The 16584-nt window shown below is 66.0% G+C and carries 13 protein-coding genes and 2 pseudogenes; 5 read left to right on the top strand and 10 right to left on the bottom strand.

The window, feature by feature from the left end:
- Positions 1-128 precede the first annotated feature (128 nt).
- Together BLV94_RS36290 and BLV94_RS36295 are read left to right on the top strand one after the other, a co-directional pair.
- Positions 129-1370: pseudogene (locus tag BLV94_RS36290) on the top strand (IS110 family RNA-guided transposase).
- 417 nt (positions 1371-1787) lie between these two features.
- Positions 1788-3029, top strand: a complete 1242-nt coding sequence (locus tag BLV94_RS36295) for an IS110 family RNA-guided transposase (RefSeq protein ID WP_072951796.1) — start codon at positions 1788-1790, stop codon at positions 3027-3029.
- A gap of 77 nt (positions 3030-3106) precedes the next feature.
- On the opposite strand, the gene tnpA is transcribed toward BLV94_RS36295, so the two are convergent.
- Positions 3107-3565, bottom strand: coding sequence for an IS200/IS605 family transposase (gene tnpA, locus BLV94_RS36300; protein ID WP_074933905.1), 459 nt, complete (start codon positions 3563-3565; stop codon positions 3107-3109).
- Positions 3566-3638: 73 nt separating this feature from the next.
- Here tnpA and BLV94_RS36305 point away from each other — a divergent pair.
- Positions 3639-4702 (top strand): annotated as a pseudogene (locus BLV94_RS36305) (RNA-guided endonuclease InsQ/TnpB family protein).
- A gap of 151 nt (positions 4703-4853) precedes the next feature.
- On the opposite strand, the gene BLV94_RS36310 reads toward BLV94_RS36305, so the two are convergent.
- The 6 genes from BLV94_RS36310 to urtA are packed head-to-tail and all read right to left on the bottom strand — an operon-like array spanning position 4854 to position 10392.
- Positions 4854-5552, bottom strand: a complete 699-nt coding sequence (locus tag BLV94_RS36310) for a GntR family transcriptional regulator (protein WP_072939608.1) — start codon at positions 5550-5552, stop codon at positions 4854-4856.
- Positions 5552-6265 (bottom strand): urea ABC transporter ATP-binding subunit UrtE, encoded by a 714-nt coding sequence (gene urtE / locus BLV94_RS36315; protein ID WP_072939610.1) that lies wholly within the window; start codon positions 6263-6265, stop codon positions 5552-5554. Before urtE ends, BLV94_RS36310 begins: the two co-directional genes overlap by 1 nt.
- Entirely contained in the window at positions 6252-7097 is an 846-nt protein-coding gene (gene urtD, locus BLV94_RS36320; protein ID WP_072939613.1) for an urea ABC transporter ATP-binding protein UrtD, read from the bottom strand. Before urtD ends, urtE begins: the two co-directional genes overlap by 14 nt.
- Positions 7094-8212, bottom strand: coding sequence for an urea ABC transporter permease subunit UrtC (gene urtC, locus BLV94_RS36325; RefSeq protein ID WP_072939616.1), 1119 nt, complete (start codon positions 8210-8212; stop codon positions 7094-7096). Before urtC ends, urtD begins: the two co-directional genes overlap by 4 nt.
- Positions 8209-9093: an urea ABC transporter permease subunit UrtB gene (gene urtB / locus BLV94_RS36330; protein ID WP_012689050.1), complete on the bottom strand. Its 885-nt coding sequence runs from the start codon at positions 9091-9093 to the stop codon at positions 8209-8211. The genes urtC and urtB overlap by 4 nt, the downstream gene beginning before the upstream one ends.
- A 48-nt stretch (positions 9094-9141) precedes the next feature.
- Positions 9142-10392, bottom strand: coding sequence for an urea ABC transporter substrate-binding protein (gene urtA / locus BLV94_RS36335; RefSeq protein ID WP_072939619.1), 1251 nt, complete (start codon positions 10390-10392; stop codon positions 9142-9144).
- Positions 10393-10972: 580 nt separating this feature from the next.
- Between urtA and BLV94_RS36340 the strand changes: the two genes are divergently transcribed.
- Positions 10973-11710, top strand: coding sequence for a Pycsar system effector family protein (locus BLV94_RS36340; RefSeq protein WP_143051453.1), 738 nt, complete (start codon positions 10973-10975; stop codon positions 11708-11710).
- Positions 11711-11749: 39 nt separating this feature from the next.
- On the opposite strand, the gene ramB is transcribed toward BLV94_RS36340, so the two are convergent.
- The 3 genes from ramB to BLV94_RS36355 all read right to left on the bottom strand — a co-directional run bounded on the left by ramB (position 11750) and on the right by BLV94_RS36355 (position 14796).
- Positions 11750-13162: an acetate metabolism transcriptional regulator RamB gene (ramB, locus tag BLV94_RS36345; protein WP_072939624.1), complete on the bottom strand. Its 1413-nt coding sequence runs from the start codon at positions 13160-13162 to the stop codon at positions 11750-11752.
- Between the two features lie 62 nt (positions 13163-13224).
- A complete protein-coding gene (gene fmdA / locus BLV94_RS36350; protein WP_072939626.1) occupies positions 13225-14484 on the bottom strand; it encodes a formamidase in 1260 nt (419 codons plus the stop codon).
- A gap of 21 nt (positions 14485-14505) precedes the next feature.
- Positions 14506-14796, bottom strand: coding sequence for an FmdB family zinc ribbon protein (locus BLV94_RS36355; protein WP_072940384.1), 291 nt, complete (start codon positions 14794-14796; stop codon positions 14506-14508).
- A 402-nt stretch (positions 14797-15198) separates the two neighbouring features.
- Between BLV94_RS36355 and aceA the strand changes: the two genes are divergently transcribed.
- Complete coding sequence (aceA, locus tag BLV94_RS36360) at positions 15199-16488, top strand: isocitrate lyase (protein WP_072939629.1); 1290 nt, start codon at positions 15199-15201, stop codon at positions 16486-16488.
- Positions 16489-16584 lie beyond the last annotated feature (96 nt).

Below are 16584 nucleotides of genomic sequence, written 5' to 3' on the forward strand. Positions count from 1 at the left end.
CCGCGGGAACCGTGGACTGTTGCCTTCGAGCACGAGTGTCAGAGTCCTGTTTCTATCCCCGCCCTCCCCGGAACACGCACCCATACAACCAGATACGTATCGGGCCCAGCCCGGGATCGGTGGCGGTGATGGACGTGGTGCACCCGCGATGCGCGGGAATCGACATCTCCAAGAAGGACGCGAAGGTGTGCGTGCGGATCCAGGGCCGCGGCAACAGACGCACCTCCTCCACGGTGACGACGTGGGGCGCGATGACCAACCAGATCCTCGCCCTGCGCGAGCACCTACTCGAGCGGAAGGTCACCTGCGTGGTGATGGAAGCCACCAGCAACTACTGGCGCCCGTTCTACTACCTGCTCGAGGAACTCCTCGAGGTGATGCTGGTCAACGCCCATGACGTCAGGACCGTGCCCGGCCGCAAGAGCGATGTCTCCGATGCCGCCTGGCTGGCCGATCTCGGGGCGCACGGGTTGGTCAGGGCCTCGTTCGGGCCACCGGAACCGATTCGTGTGCTGCGCGATCTCACCCGCGCCCGCACCATGATCACCCACGAGCGGACCCGGGAGATCCAACGACTCGAAAAGCTGCTCGAGGACACGGGGATCAAACTGTCTTCCGTCGCCACCGATGTCACCGGGGTCTCCGGGCGGTTGATGCTCGAGGCGCTCATCGACGGCCGTAACGATCCGGTCCAACTTTCCCAGTTGGCCAAGGGACGACTGCGGTCGAAGATTCCGGTGTTGACCGAGGCCCTGACCGGGCATTTCAGCGCCCACCACGCGTTCATGACCCGGCTGTTCCCAGGCCGGATCGACGCCCACACCGCCGACATCGACAAGCTCTCGGCCCGCATCGACGAGGCCATGGCACCTTTTCGGCCGGCCCGGGACCTGCTGATCAGCATCCGGGCTTCTCGACGACCGTCGCCGAGATATTCATCGCCGAGACCGGCGGTGACATGCGGGTGTTCCCCACCGCCGGGCATCTGGCCTCGTGGGCGGGCGCCGCACCGGGGTCCAACGAGTCGGCCGGTCGGGTGAAATCCACGAAGACCTGGCCCGGAAACCGGTATCTCAAGGGCGCCCTCGCCCGCCGCCGCCCTCGCCGTCTCCCGCTCCAAGGGAACCTATTTCTCGGCGAAGTTCCGGCGCATCGCCGCGCATCGGGGGCCGATGAAGGCAGTCGTGGCGGTGGAGCACGCGATGCTCGTCGCCGCCTGGAACATGCTCACCCACGGCGACTTCTACCGCGATCCCGGGGCCGACTACTTCACCCGACGCACCCCCACCAAGACCAGGGCCCGCGCGGTCGGCCAGCTCGAGGCACTCGGCTACCGCGTCATCCTCGAACCACTCGCCGACACCGCATAACCCACCACCGCCGGACCCGGTCAACCCGTCGTAATCCCGGCGGGTCACCGACCCCTGTCCTCACCCGCGGTGGTCACCTAATTTTCGTGGGAGCAATTCAGGGGCGCTTCGCTGGCCCCTCCGTGGGGACGGAAAATCTGGGCGTTGATCTCACCTGGGCGGGTGGTCACCCCTGGCCTGCGTCGCGGCGGAGGCGCACGATTTCAGGGTGCGTGTTGTGGTCGACCCCGATCCGTCTGTGGTGCCGGTGAGCCTGCGTGTCAGCATGGTGGCGGAGGGCCAATCTTCATCCGCGGGAACCGTGGATTGTTGCCTTCGAGCACGAGTGGGAGAGTTCTGTTTTCATCCCGCCCTCCCCTCAACGCGCACGCCTGCAACGGGCAGTGTCGCACATGAAGGGCGAGGGAGTGATCGGTGATGGAAGTGGTGCACCCGCGGTGCGCGGGAATCGACATTTCGAAGAAGGACGCGAAGGTATGTGTCCGGATCCAGGGCTCCGGGAGGAGGCCGACGAACGCGACGGTGACGACCTGGGGTGCGATGACCAACCAGATCCTGGCGTTGTGTGAGCATTTGCTGGCCGAGAAGGTCACCTGTGTGGTGATGGAGGCCACCGGCGAGTACTGGAAGCCCTACTACTACCTGCTCGAGGACACGCTGCCGGTGATGCTGGTCAACGCCCACGACGCTCGGAACATGCCAGGCCGCAAAACCGACGTCTCCGACGCTGCCTGGCTGGCCGACCTGGGCGCGCACGGGCTGCTGCGAGGATCACTGGTGCCGCCGCCTCCGATCCGCCGGCTGCGTGATCTCACCCGCGCTCGCACCGCGCTGACCCGCGACCGCGGCAGGGCGGTGCAGCGGATCGAGAAGGTCCTCGAGGACGCCGGGATCAAACTGTCCTCGGTCGCCACCGACATCATGGGTGTCTCCGGTCGGTTGATGTTGGAGGCCCTCATCGACGGATCCGACGATCCGGCGGCGATGGCGGATCTCGCGAAACGGCGGCTGCGGGTGAAGATCCCGGCCTTGACCGAGGCGCTGACCGGACGGTTCACCGCCCATCACGGGTTCTTGATCCGCATGCACCTGACTTTGATCGACCAGTACGGGCAGGCTCTAGGTGAGCTCGATGACCGGATCGCGGAGGCGATCGAGCCTTTTCGCGCGGCCCGGGACCTGCTGATCAGCATCCCGGGTTTCTCGACGGTCGTCGCTGAGGTGTTCCTCGCCGAGACCGGCGGCGACATGAGCGTGTTCCCGACCGCCGGTCATCTGGCCTCGTGGGCGGGGACCGCACCCGGCTCGAACGAGTCCGCGGGACGGGTGAAGTCGACCAAGACCCGGCCCGGCAACCGGCACCTGAAGGGTGCCCTCGGGACCGCAGCGCTGTCCGTGTCCCGCTCGAAGGGCACCTACTTCTCGGCCAAGTACAAGCGGATCGCATCCCACCGGGATCCGATGAAGGCGCTCGTCGCCGTCGAGCATGCGATGCTCGTCGCCGCCTGGAACATGCTCACCAACGGTGACCTCTACCGCGATCCCGGGGCCGACTACTTCACCCGACGCACCCCCACCAAGACAAGGGCCCGCGCGGTCGGCCAGCTCGAGGCACTCGGCTACCGCGTCATCCTCGAACCACTCGCCGACACCGCATAACCCACCACCGCCGGACCCGGTCAACCCGTCGTAATCCCGGCGGGTCACCGACCCCTGTCCTCACCCGCGGTGGTCACCTAATTTTCGTGGGAGCGCATCGACTTCGGCCTGCCGGGAGCGCGGGGCGGTCGCCGCTGTTGCTCGATGTACTGCCGGATGATCGAGATCGGTGCCCCGCCGCACGATGCGGCGAAGTAGCTCGGGGACCAGAGGTGCCCGTTCATGGAGTGCCGGTTCACCCATTCGCGATACTGGTCGCGCAGGCGGCGTGCGGAGACGCCTTTGAGGCTGTTCACCAGCTTCGAGACTTGGATGGTCGGAGGGTAGTCGATCAGCAGGTGCACGTGGTCGCCCTCCCCGTCGAACTCGACCAACCGGGAACCGAAGTCGTCGCACACGCTGCGCATCACCTGTTCGCAGGTGGTCAGCATCTCGTCGGTAAGGGCTCCCTTCCGATACTTGGTAACAAAGACCAAGTGGACGTGTAGGGCGGCAAAAACGGAGCGGCCACGTCTGTATTCCGGTTCAGAAACCATAGACCAATGATATTCTGTGGGTGTGCAGTTGCGATACCAGTACCGCGTCTATCCGACGCCCGGTCAGCAGGACATGCTGGCCCGGTCGTTCGGGTGTGCACGGGTGGTGTTCAACGACTGCCTGCGCATCCGCCAAGACGCGTATGCGGCCGGGGTGAGCCTGTCGGATACCGCCGTACAGAAGCAGGTGGTCACCGCGGCGAAAAAGACTCCGGAGCGGGCCTGGTTGGGCGAGGTCGCCTCGGTGGTGCTGGTGCAGGCGTGCCAGGACGCGCGGCGGGCGTACCGAAACTGGTTCGACTCGCTCTCCGGGAAACGGAAGGGCCGCATGGTCGGCGCGCCGCGGCTGCGGTCCCGCCGGGACAATCGGCAGACGATCCGTCTGACCCGCAACGGGTTTTCGATCCGACCGAACGGGAAGCTGTACGTGGCGAAGGTCGGCGAGGTGGAGGTCGCCTGGTCCCGCGATCTGCCGTCGGAACCGTCGTCGGTGACGATCATCAAGGATGCGGCGGGCCGGTATTTCGCGTCGTTCGTGGTCGAGACGACCGACGAACCGCTGCCGCCGGTCGATGCGGAGGTCGGGATCGACCTCGGGTTGGCGACGTTCGCGGTGCTGTCGAACGGCGAGACGATCAGCTCGCCGAAGTTCCTGCGCCGTGCCGAACGCAAGCTCGGCGCAGCAACAACCGGGTCAAGGCACGTCTTCGCGTCGCGAAGGCCCACGCCAGAGTGTCCGACGCCCGCAGGGACTGGGCGCACAAGCATTCCACGGCGATCATCCGCGAGAACCAAGCGGTGTTCGTCGAGGATCTGTGCGTGCGGGGGCTGGCGCGGACACGGTTGGCGAAATCGGTACACGACGCCGGGTGGGGGATGTTCACCCGCATGCTGGAGGAGAAAGCCGCCCGCTACGGGCGCACCTTCGTCAAGGTGGACCGGTTCTATCCGTCGTCGCAGATCTGCTCCCGATGTGGGGTCCGGGGCGGCCCGAAACCGCTCTCGATCCGGGAGTGGACATGCACGGCGTGCGACGCGGTTCACGACCGCGACGTCAACGCCGCGAAGAACATCCACGCCGCAGGACGTGCGGAGTGGCTAAACGCCTGCGGAGGGGCCGTCAGCCTTCCCTCCTAGAGGGAAGCGAGCCCCAGTGAAACAGGAACCCACCCCAGCGGCGCGCAGCGGCGCAGAAGGAATCCCGGCCGTTCACGGCCGGGAGGACGTCAAATGAAGCGAGTTCCCACAACAAACAAACAACAACGTCCCACCGAGTTGGACAACTGTCTCAATCACGGATCGCCCAGGCCATCCGCGCGAGGGAAAGCGCCTGTTCCGCGCGCTCGATCACCACCTCCCGCGACTCGCTGATGTGCGCGAGCAGTGTGTCGTACGCGGTATCGAGCTTGCCGTCGAGTGCGAACTCGGCCACCGCGATGTGCTCGTCGACGGTCGCGCTCATGCGGTCGGGGGTCAGGTAGTCGAACATCCGGACCGGCCGAACCTTCGCGTTCACGCTGACGAGCGCATCGGACAGCGCCCGGTTTCCGGCCGACCGCAGTAGCACCGTGTGGAACTGCTCGTCGAGCGCGACGAATCCGGCATCCGGCTCGGGGTTCTCCTTCCGCAGCGCGTACCACCGCTCGAGTTCCGGTCCCAGAACGTCCGGGTCGTGCGACAGCGACTCGTCGGCACGGACCCGGGCGATTCCCTGAAGCTCGAGGGTGATGCGCAGTTCGTACAGTCCGGCCAGTTCGTCGATGCGGGGGCGGTACGGAAACAGTCCGCCGACGTCGCGCTGGACGAGTCCGTCGGCGAGGAGCCGGGCGAGGGCCTCCCGCACCGGTGTCCGCGACACTCCATAGGTGTCGGCGAGACGCTCCTCGCCGAGCCGCTGTCCCGGCGGGATCCGGCCGCTCATCAGATCGGTGCGCAGCGACAGGTACACGTGGTCGCTGAGGGAACCGGCCGGTTCTCGGCGGGCCATCAGATCGCCATCGCCGCGCGGACGTCGGAGACCGCGGTCCGGACGTCGGAATCGGGTGCGGCGCCGCCGTCGCCGGACGACGTGACCCGCCCGGACTCGAGGACGTAGTAGCGCTCGGCGGATTCGAGCGCGAACCCGATGTGCTGTTCCACCAACAGGACTCCGAGGCCGCCGCGGCGGGTGAGTTCCATGATCGTGCGTTCGATCTCCGTCACGACGGACGGCTGGATTCCCTCCGTCGGTTCGTCGAGGATCAGCATCTTCGGTTCCGTGATCAGCGCCCGCGCGATGGCGAGTTGCTGACGCTGGCCCCCGGAGAGGAGACCGGCGCGCCGGTCGAGCAGGCCGCGCAGCGCCGGGAACAGGTCGAGCGCCTCGCCGACGAGTTCCTTGCCGCGCTTGCGGCCGTCCGCCACCACCTGCAGGTTCTCCGCGGTCGTCAGCTGACCGAACGACTGCTGGCCCTGCGGCACGTACGCGAGGCCGCGCGCCACCCGGGCGCTGGGCCGCAGCGCCGTGACGTCCTCGCCGTCGAACAGCACCCGCCCGGAATTCACCTTGATCAGTCCGACCGCGGCCCGGAGAAGCGTGGTCTTGCCTGCGCCGTTGTGTCCCATCACCGCGGCGACCCCGTCCGACGGGACCGTCAGCGACACTCCGTGGATCACCTCGGTTCGGCCGTACCCGGCCCGGACGTCGTCAAGCTCGAGCATCGCTGTCCTCCTTCGAAACGTCGGGCTGCAACTCGGGGGCGGCGCCCGCCGCGGCGGTCCCGAGGTACACCTCCTGCACACGGGGATCGGCCTGCACCTGCTCGACCGTTCCCTCGCTCAGCACCTTCCCGGCGTGCAACACCGTCACCGAGGTCGCGAACGCGCGCATGAAGTCCATGTCGTGCTCGACCACCACGACGGTCCGTTCACCGCCGATGCGGCGCAGCAGGTTTCCCGTCTCCTCGCGTTCCTCGTGGCTCATGCCCGCCACTGGCTCGTCGAGCAGCAGGACCGAGCAGTTCTGCACGAGGAGCATGCCGATCTCGAGCCACTGCTTCTGCCCGTGCGCGAGGATTCCGGCCGGGGTGTCGCGGAGCTTGCCGAGACCCGTGATGTCGAGCGCCTCCTCGATCGCGGGGAGCACCGTCTTGCGGCGGCGCAGCAGGGTGAGCGCGGAGCGGCCCGCGCCCGCGGCGATGTCGAGGTTCTGGAGCACCGACAGTTCCTCGAACACACTCGCCGTCTGGAACGTGCGGCCCACGCCGAGCCGGGCGATGCGGTGCACCTTCTTGCCGATCAACTCGACGCCGGATTTCGTGACCGATCCCGTCGCGGGGACGAGCCCGGTGATGGCGTCGACCAGCGTGGTCTTGCCCGCGCCGTTGGGGCCGATCAGGAACCGCAGATCGCCCTGCATCAGGGTGAGGTCGACGCCGTCGACCGCCTTGAAGCCGTCGAAGCTGACCCGCAGGTCCCGGACCTCGAGGTACTCGCTGGACATTCCGGCGTTGCCGCCGAGCACCGGCTCCCTGGTTGTGGTGGGAATCGTCATCGCGCCATCTCCATTCGTTCCGCCGCCTCGGTCTCGTCCTCCGGACCGGGCCGTGGCTGCTGCTCGGACGCGGCCTTCTGCTTGCGCTTCAGCAGCGCGAACAGTCCCGCGACACCTGCGGGGAAGAATCCGACTACCACGATGAACAGCAGACCCTGCGCGTAGATCCAGCCGGACGGGAACGACTCCGAGAAGGCGCTCTGCGCCCACGCCACCCCGATCGCGCCGAGGACGGGGCCGAGGAGCGTGGCGCGTCCGCCGATGGCCACCCCGATCAGGAACGCGATCGACGGGACGATCCCGACGTCGGCGGGGGAGATGATGCCGACGATCGGCACGAACAGCGCACCGGCGAGGCCTGCGAAGAATGCTGCCGTCACGTAGGCGACGAGTTTGATGTTCGCCGGGTCGTACCCGAGGAAGCGCACCCGCTCCTCCTGATCCCGGACGGCGACGAGCAGTTCACCGTACCGGCTGTTCATCAGCTGCCGGGTGACGGCGACGACGGCCAGCAGCACGCCTGCGGCGATGAAGAACAGCATCTGCTTGTTGGCCGGATCGTTCAGGTTGAAACCGAAGAACGTGCGAAACCGGTTGAGGCCGTTGCTTCCTCCGGTGCTCTGCTGACCCACCAGCAGGATGGCGAACGCGGCGGCGAGTGCCTGGCTGAGAATCGCGAAATACGCGCCCTTGACGCGGCGCTTGAACACGCCGAGGCCGAGGACGAACGCCACCGACGCGGGGACCAGGAGGATTCCCAGGATCGTCACGATCGGCGAAGTGAACGGCACCCAGTAGCCCGGCAGTTCCCGGATGCCCGCGATCTGCATGAAGTCGGGCACGGTGTCGCCGCGGAGTTCGGCGTCGGCGATCTTCAGATGCATCGCCATCATGTACGCGCCCAGTCCGAAGAACACACCCTGGCCGAGCGTGAGCATGCCGCCGCGGCCCCAGGCGAGGCCGATCCCGACCGCGACGATCGCGAAGCACAGGAACTTGCCGAGCAGACTCAGCCGGAAGTCGCTGAGGACCGCGGGGGCGAGAACGAACAGAAGCAGCGCGGCCAGCGCGAATCCCGCCCGCGCGCGGTAGCGGCCACTCGTCAGGATGCTCATACGAGACTCCTCGTCTTGACGGCGAACAGGCCCTGCGGCCGAACCTGGAGGAACACCACGATGACCACGAACACGATGACCTTGGCGATCGACGCCGTGGTCGAGTACTCGACGAACGAATTGAGGATGCCGAGCGCGAACGCGGCGATCACCGCACCCTTCATCTGGCCCAGGCCGCCGACGACGACCACCAGGAACGCGTCGATGAGGTAACTCTGGCCGATGGTCGGGCTCGTCGAGCCGATCAGGGTCAGCGCCACACCCGCGACGCCCGCCAGCCCGGAACCGATGAAGAACGTCGTCACATCGGTTCGGCGACTGGAGATCCCGCTCGTCTCCGCGAGGTCGCGGTTCTGTACAACGGCGCGGATGCGGCGTCCCATCGACGACTTCTGCATCGCCAGCGACAGCGCGACGACGGCCACGACGGCGAGCACCAGGATGAACAGCCGCGTCTTCGGGACCACCGCGCCCAGGATCTCCACCCCGCCGGACAGCCAGCCCGGTGCGGCGACGTTGACGGCGGGCGCCCCGAAGACGTCGCGGGCCAGTTGCTGCAGGATCAGTCCCACACCGAACGTCACCAGCAGCGTGTCCAGCGGCCGGTGGTACATCCGCTTCACGAGTGTCACCTCGAGCAGGACGCCCATCGCACCACCGACCACGAAACCGACGAGCAGAGAAATGAACAGAGAACCGGTCGCGCTCGACACCACCTGCTGCACCACGTAGGCCGTGTACGAGCCGGCCATGATGAATTCGCCGTGCGCCATGTTGATGACGCCCATCTGGCCGAACGTCAACGACAGCCCCAGCGCCGCGAGCAACAGGATCGATCCGATACTCAACCCGGTGAACAGCTGTCCGATCACTACATCCATCGATGTATGTCCTCTCTCTTCCCTCGTGCTCGTCGGACCGTGTTCCAGCTACCCCAGCGACTCGGCCCACGGGTAGGACTTCAGGTACGGGTCCGGCTGAATCGGGGTGCCCGAATCCCAGACCGTGTAGATCAGGCCGTCGCCGCGGATCTCACCGATGCGCGCGGTCTTGGTGATGTGATGGTTGGACCCGTCGATGGTGACCAGTCCCTCCGGCGCGGCGAACGTGACACCGTCCGCGTTGTCCTGGATGTCCTTGGTGGCGAAGGAGTTCGCCTTCTCGACAGTGTTCTTCCACAGGTACACGGACGTGTACGCGGCTTCCATCGGGTCGGACGTCGGCTTGTTCGCGCCGTACCGGGCCTTGTACGCGTCGACGAACTTCTTGTTCTCCGGCGTGTCGATGGTCTGGTAGTAGTTCCATGCGGTCAGCTGACCTTCGATGTTCTGGACGCCGATGCCGCCGACCTCCTCCTCGGCGATCGACACCGACACGACGGGCATGTCGGCGGGCTTCAGGCCGACGTTCGCGTACTCGCGGAAGAAGGCGACGTTGGAATCGCCGTTCAGGGTGTTGAACACGGCATCCGCGTCGGCGGAGCGGACCTTGTTGACGATGGTCGAGAAGTCGGTGGAGCCGAGCGGTGTGTAGTCCTCGCCCTTGATCTCGATGCCGTTGGCCTCCGCGTACGCCTTGATGATGCGGTTGGCCGTTTGCGGGAACACGTAGTCGCTACCCACCAGGTACAGCGACTTGACGCCCTTCTCCTTCAGGTAGTCGAGAGCGGGCACGATCTGCTGGTTGGTGGTCGCGCCGGTGTAGAAGATGTTCTTCGAGTCCTCGAGCCCCTCGTACTGCACGGGGTAGTAGAGCAGCGAGTTGTTGTCCTCGAACACCGGCAGCATCGCCTTGCGGCTCGACGACGTCCAGCCGCCGAACACGGCTGCGACGCAATCGCTGCTGATGAGCTTCTCGGCCTTCTCCGCGAACACGGTGGGCTCCGAGGCGCCGTCCTCGGCCACGATCTGGATCTTCTTGCCGAGCACGCCGCCCGAGTTGTTGATCTCGTCGACCGCGAGTGCGATCGAGTCCCGGACGGTCACCTCACTGATGGCCATGGTGCCGGACAGCGAGTTCAGAGACCCGACCTTGATCGTGTCCCCGGACGTGTCCACACAGGACGCCGCGGTGGACTCGCCGGCCGTGTCGGACGCCTTGCTGCCGCAACCGGTCAGCACGAGCCCGATGGCGGCGAGCGCGGTCGGTGCAGCGAGGGCGCGCTTGGAGAAGGTGCGCATCTACGGGCCTTTCCGTCGGAGGACTTGGTGGACCTCCGCAACCCGGGACATGTATCCGCCCCACGTATACAGAGGTGTATTCGTGGGGCGAACATTAAGCGGCCGTTGTTGCGTCCGAATGTCTGTCGGTGACGTGTTCGTGACGCGAATTACGGTTGCGTGAACAAGCGCTCACAGCGCTGACGGGTGGTCGGATATTGCTGCTGCCCGCGGCCAATGTCTCAGTTGTTCACACGGATTGAACCACCGTGACGTCGGTCCGCGCCGGCAGCAGTCGATCCCCGCGACTGATTCTGCCGGACACGGCGGGACCCGTGTGGTACGACGACCATTTGCCGTTCAAAAGGTCAGTGACAATTGCGGAGCCCGGGAGCACGATTGAAACAGACCGTTTGCGATGTACTGAGCCCCGGACAAAGCGGCAAGCGCACAGTTCACCGCGCGACCCGTGAGGTGGCGAATTCGAATGACAACGGGATCGAAAAGCCGGGCGTCGAGGCGGAGCCATCCCCGGCACACCGGCTCGCAGTCGTCTGACGGTGCTGCACATTCTTCTGCCAGCGCAACGCCCACCGCGCCGGTGACCACTGGATCCGATCGCGGACTCGATCAGGAACGCCTCGACGTGATGAGGGACAAGGCTCGCGTCGACACCGCCTGGGAGATCCAGAAGGCGCTCCTCGATTGGAATGGCCGGGTGGACATACGAGCGACGTTCACTCTCACCATCGATACGGCTCTGATCGGTGCCGTCATTGCACTGTCGACGGACGGCGGTCTGTTCGCTGGTCTGGGCGGCGCGTCGCGTGTCTTCAACTTCGTGGGCGTGGCCTTCGTGTTCGCTTCGGCACTGTGCGCTGTGGCGGTGGTGACTCCCGTGCTGCGGCGCAGAAGTGTGCTCCAGTCGGAAGCGAGGAACCACAACAAATTCATCTATTACGGACATCTCCGACAGCTGTCCGACACGGAAATTCATCGGTACTTGGAATTGGACGGTCCGGCGATCCTCGGCGCTCTGTCCCACGAACTGAAGTACACCGGTGACAATGCCTGGCGAAAGAACCGCTTCACACAACTCGCCTTGTTGTTCACCACCGTAGGGTCGGTGCTTCTCTTTCTCAGCTTTCAGACGACACTATGGGCGTATGCAGTTGCAGTCGGTCTGATGGTGTTCTTCGTCTTCGTCTTGCATCCGGTGCGTCAGGACCGTATCGACGACCTCAAACGGTACTTACTCGCGCCCGTGCCCACTCGTCTGCGAAGAAACCTGGCAATCCGGTGGGGGAGATTCGCGCGTTGGCTGTGGGGTCCCGAATAGCGGTGTGGCCGGTACCTCGGCGCGGGTCAAGGTCGTGAGCTAGCGGATCAGATACGGGGAGACCGAACTCTGGTGCTCGCTGATGTCGAGTTGCTTACCGAGTGGCGGGAACGCGCGCTGCGGGCAGTTGACCCGCTCACACACCCGGCAGCCGGCGCCGATCGGGGTGCCCGGGTTGGAATCGTCGAGGTCCAGACCGTCGCCGTACACGAGCCGGTGCGCGTGCCGGATCTCGCAGCCGAGCCCGATCGCGAAGATCTTGGCGGGCTGACCGTAACGCTGGGCGCGGCGTTCGACGGTGCGGGCGATCCACAGGTACCGGCGGCCGTCCGGCATCTGCGCGATCTGGTTCATGATCTTGCCCGGGTACGCGAACGTCTCGTACACGTTCCACAGCGGGCACGTGCCGCCACTGGTGGAGAAATGGAACCCGGTGGCGGACTGCCGCTTCGACATGTTGCCCGCCCGGTCGACGCGCACGAACATGAACGGAACACCGCGCAGCTTCGGACGCTGCAGCGTGGATAGGCGGTGGCAGATCGTCTCGTAGCTCACCGAGTAGAACGCCGACAAGCGCTCGATGTCATACCGGAAATCCTCGGCCACGTCGTGGAACTGGCCGTAGGGGAGGACCGTTGCCGCGGCGAAGTAGTTGGCCAGCCCGAGCCGGGCGAGCGCGACGGACTCGTCGCTCGTGAAGCCGCCCTCCGCCACCAGCTTGTCGAGCAGGTCGCCGTATTCGAGGAACGCCAGCTCGGTCGCGAACTTGAACACCTGCTGCCCACCCGACAGGTGCGGTGAGATCTCCAGCAGCCGCGACCCGGGGTCGTACCGGTGCAGGACGTTCTCACCGAGGTCGATGCGCTTGACGATCTGCACGTCGTGCACGGTCTGCAACCGGCGGGCGATCTCACCGCCGACGTCGCCGCGGTGGAACCGCATCCGCGCCGTCAGTTCCTCCGCCGCCGTGTCGAGTTCGTGCAGATAGTTCTGCCGCTGATAGAAGTAGTCGCGGACCTCTTCGTGCGGCATCGTGATCGCGCCGCTGCCGCTGCCGTCGCTGTAGCGGTCCTCCGTCGCGAGAGCCAGCTGGGCGGTGGTGTTGCGGAAGCGGCGGTGCATGTTGACCATCGCCTTCGCCAGGCCCGGATGCGACGCGACCATCTCCGCGATCTCCTGGGCGTCCGCGTCGATGCCCATCTCCTGGTCCAGCGCGACCTCGCGCATCTCCGCGATCAGGCGCGTGTCGTCCTGAGACGAGAAGAACGTGGTGTCGACGCCGAACACCTCGCTGATCCGCAGCAGCACCGGCACGGTCAGCGGCCGGACGTCGTGCTCGATCTGATTGAGGTAACTCGCGGAGATCTCCAGCGTCTTCGCCAGCGCCGCCTGGCTCAGGCCACGCTCGGTTCGGAGCTGACGCAACCGGGTGCCGACGAAGGTCTTGGACATACGGCAATGGTACCGGTGCAGGTCAGGTGTGCGAACGGAACCTTCGCAAGATTTACTCGCGATCAGGTCCTGTTCTCCGAGCGCGGCGCGCCGACGCCCGGGTCGATCCGGAACGGACCCGACGCGGACGGTGCGACGGGGAAGTCGAACATCGCCGTCGGTAGGTACACCGTCGAGCAGGAGTTCGGAATGTCCACCACCCCGGACAGCCGGCCCTCGATCGGGGCGGCGCCGAGCAGGAGGTAGGCCTGCTCGGGGCTGTACCCGAACTTGGTGAGGTAGTCGATCGCGTGAAGACACGCGCGCTGATACGACAGGTGCGAGTCGAGGTACTTCTGTTCCCCGTCGAGGGTGACGGACGTTCCGGAGAACGCGAGCCACTCCGAATACTGCGGGTCGGTGTTGCCGGGCATGAAGATCGCGTTCTCGGACACGCCGTACGTGTCCATGCCGCCCTTGATGACGTCGACGCGCAGGTCGATGAAGCCGCCCATCTCGATGGCGCCGCAGAACGTGATCTCGCCGTCGCCCTGGGAGAAGTGCAGATCGCCGACGGACAGGTTCGCGCCGTCGACGAACACCGGGTAGAAGACGCGGCTGCCCTTGGTGAGGTTCTTGATGTCCTGGTTGCCGCCGTTCTCGCGTGGGGGCGCGGTGCGGGCGGCCTCGCCGGCGACGCGGTCGAAGTCGGCGCCCGATAGGGGCCCGAGGACGGCGTCCTGCGGTTCGGGCGGCAGGGCGAGTGGGGGAACCCGGCCCGGGTCGGTGGCGATGAGCGCACCCTCCCTCGCGTTCCACTTCGACAGGAGTGCGGCCGACGGCGCGGTGCCCATCAGTCCGGGGTGGACGATGCCGGTGAACGAGACGTGCGGGACGTGCCGCGACGTGGCGGTCTGACCGGAGAAGTCCCAGACGGCCTTGTAGGCGTCGGGGAACTGCTCGGTGAGGAATCCGCCGCCGTTGTGGCGGGAGAAGATTCCCGTGTACCCCCAGCCCTGGCCGGCCAGCGGGCCGGAATCCTCCTGGGGGATGGGTCCGACGTCCAGGATGTCGACGATCAGCAGGTCGCCGGGCTTTGCGCCCTCCACGGCGAAAGGCCCGGACAATGTGTGGACCGTGGTGAGGGGCGCGTTCAGGATGTCGTCGGCGGAGTCGTCGTTGTGGATGGCGCCGTCGAACCATTCGCGGCAGTGCACGCGGAAGGAGTCGCCCGGTTTGACCGTGACCGCGGCCGGGATGTCGGGGTGCCAGCGGTTGTGGCCGACTATCGCCTGGTCGGTGAACTTCTTCGAGGAATCGAGCGGAAACAGCAGTTCGGGCATGTGCGCTCCTTCGGTGGCCGGTCAGGGACGAGGAAGTCGGCGGTGCAGCGGGTTGTTCGTGACGGGTGGACGCCCGGTCGCGGCCGGGGGCGGCGGACCGGCGACGACGGCCGGTTCGTGAGCCGACCTCTTCGTTCCGTCGAGGAGTTTCATCGCGGACGAAGATCCGTGTCCGAGGCGCGGGGAGGACACGAGTCGGGCGGCGTCGCCTTCGCATCCGGGGCAGGGGACCGATCGGGGCACGTCGGCCATGGGGAACGACCGCTCGAACGGGCCGCAGTCGGCGGCGCATCGGAATTCGTACAGCGGCATCGTGGTGCCCTTCGCCCGGAGGAGACCATTCGAGGTCACGGTAGCCGACCCGATCCGTGATTGCAGTCACATCGGATGCGTCGAGGCTCCTGCGCAGGCGGTGAACGGCACGGTCCGACGGGAGCAACTATCTGTGTACGCCGGGTTGCGTGCATATGGTTCACCACCTGCGAGTATTTGCTACTGGCGAGTAATTTTCCTCCCCGATCGGGCAGGTTTGACGCTGAACTTTCTTAACAGTCTTTGCAAAGTGCTGTGAAAAGCTAGCCAAGATTGGCAGTAGCAACAGGTAGACGGCACTTTTTGCTTATGTCATTCTCGGTGAGTACATACGAAGGGCCTGGCAAGGATGTGAAGCAGTACATCCGTACCGGACCAGAAGTCGAAGAGAGTGGAGTCTTGATGTCGACCACCGGCACCCCGAAGACCGCAGCTGAAATCCAGCAGGATTGGGACACCAACCCGCGCTGGAAGGGAGTAACCCGCAACTACACGGCGGAGCAGGTCACCAAGCTCCAGGGCACCGTTGTCGAAGAGGCGACCCTCGCACGCCGTGGATCCGAGATCCTCTGGGACCTCGTGAACAACGAGGACTACATCAACTCGCTGGGCGCGCTGACCGGCAACCAGGCCGTGCAGCAGGTCCGTGCAGGCCTCAAGGCCATCTACCTGTCCGGCTGGCAGGTCGCCGGTGACGCGAACCTGTCCGGACACACCTACCCCGACCAGAGCCTCTACCCGGCCAACTCGGTCCCGCAGGTCGTGCGCCGCATCAACAATGCGCTGCTGCGCGCCGACGAGATCGCCAAGGTCGAGGGTGACACCTCCGTCGACAACTGGCTCGCCCCGATCGTCGCCGACGGTGAAGCCGGCTTCGGTGGCGCGCTCAACGTCTACGAGCTGCAGAAGGCCATGATCGCGGCCGGTGTCGCCGGTTCGCACTGGGAGGACCAGCTCGCGTCGGAGAAGAAGTGCGGCCACCTCGGTGGCAAGGTGCTCATCCCGACGCAGCAGCACATCCGCACCCTGACCTCGGCTCGCCTCGCGGCCGACGTCGCGGACGTCCCCACCGTCGTCATCGCGCGCACCGACGCCGAGGCCGCCACCCTCATCACCTCCGACGTGGACGAGCGTGACCGCCCGTTCCTCGACGGCACCCGCACCGCCGAGGGCTTCTACGGCATCAAGAACGGCATCGAGCCCTGCATCGCGCGTGCCAAGGCCTACGCCCCGTACTCCGACCTCATCTGGATGGAGACCGGCGTGCCGGACCTCGAGGTCGCCAAGAAGTTCGCCGAGGCCGTCCGCAGCGAGTTCCCCGACCAGCTGCTCGCCTACAACTGCTCCCCGTCCTTCAACTGGAAGGCGCACCTGGACGACGCGACCATCGCGAAGTTCCAGAAGGAGCTCGGCGCGATGGGCTTCAAGTTCCAGTTCATCACCCTGGCAGGCTTCCACTCGCTCAACTACGGCATGTTCGACCTGGCCCACGGCTACGCCCGCGAGGGCATGACCGCCTTCGTCGACCTGCAGGAGCGCGAGTTCAAGGCCGCCGAGGAGCGTGGCTTCACGGCCATCAAGCACCAGCGTGAGGTCGGAGCCGGCTACTTCGACAGCATCGCCACCACGGTCGACCCCAACACGTCGACGGCTGCGCTGAAGGGCTCCACCGAAGAGGGTCAGTTCCACTGAGTCTTGTCCTCCGAGGCTTCGACCGATCAAGGCCTCACCTGATCAACCCGACCCCGGGGAGGGGCCTGTGACAGGGCCCCTCCCCGGACGACGACT

The sequence above is a fragment of the Rhodococcus koreensis genome, assembly GCF_900105905.1.
GTDB classification, from domain to species: domain Bacteria; phylum Actinomycetota; class Actinomycetes; order Mycobacteriales; family Mycobacteriaceae; genus Rhodococcus_F; species Rhodococcus_F koreensis.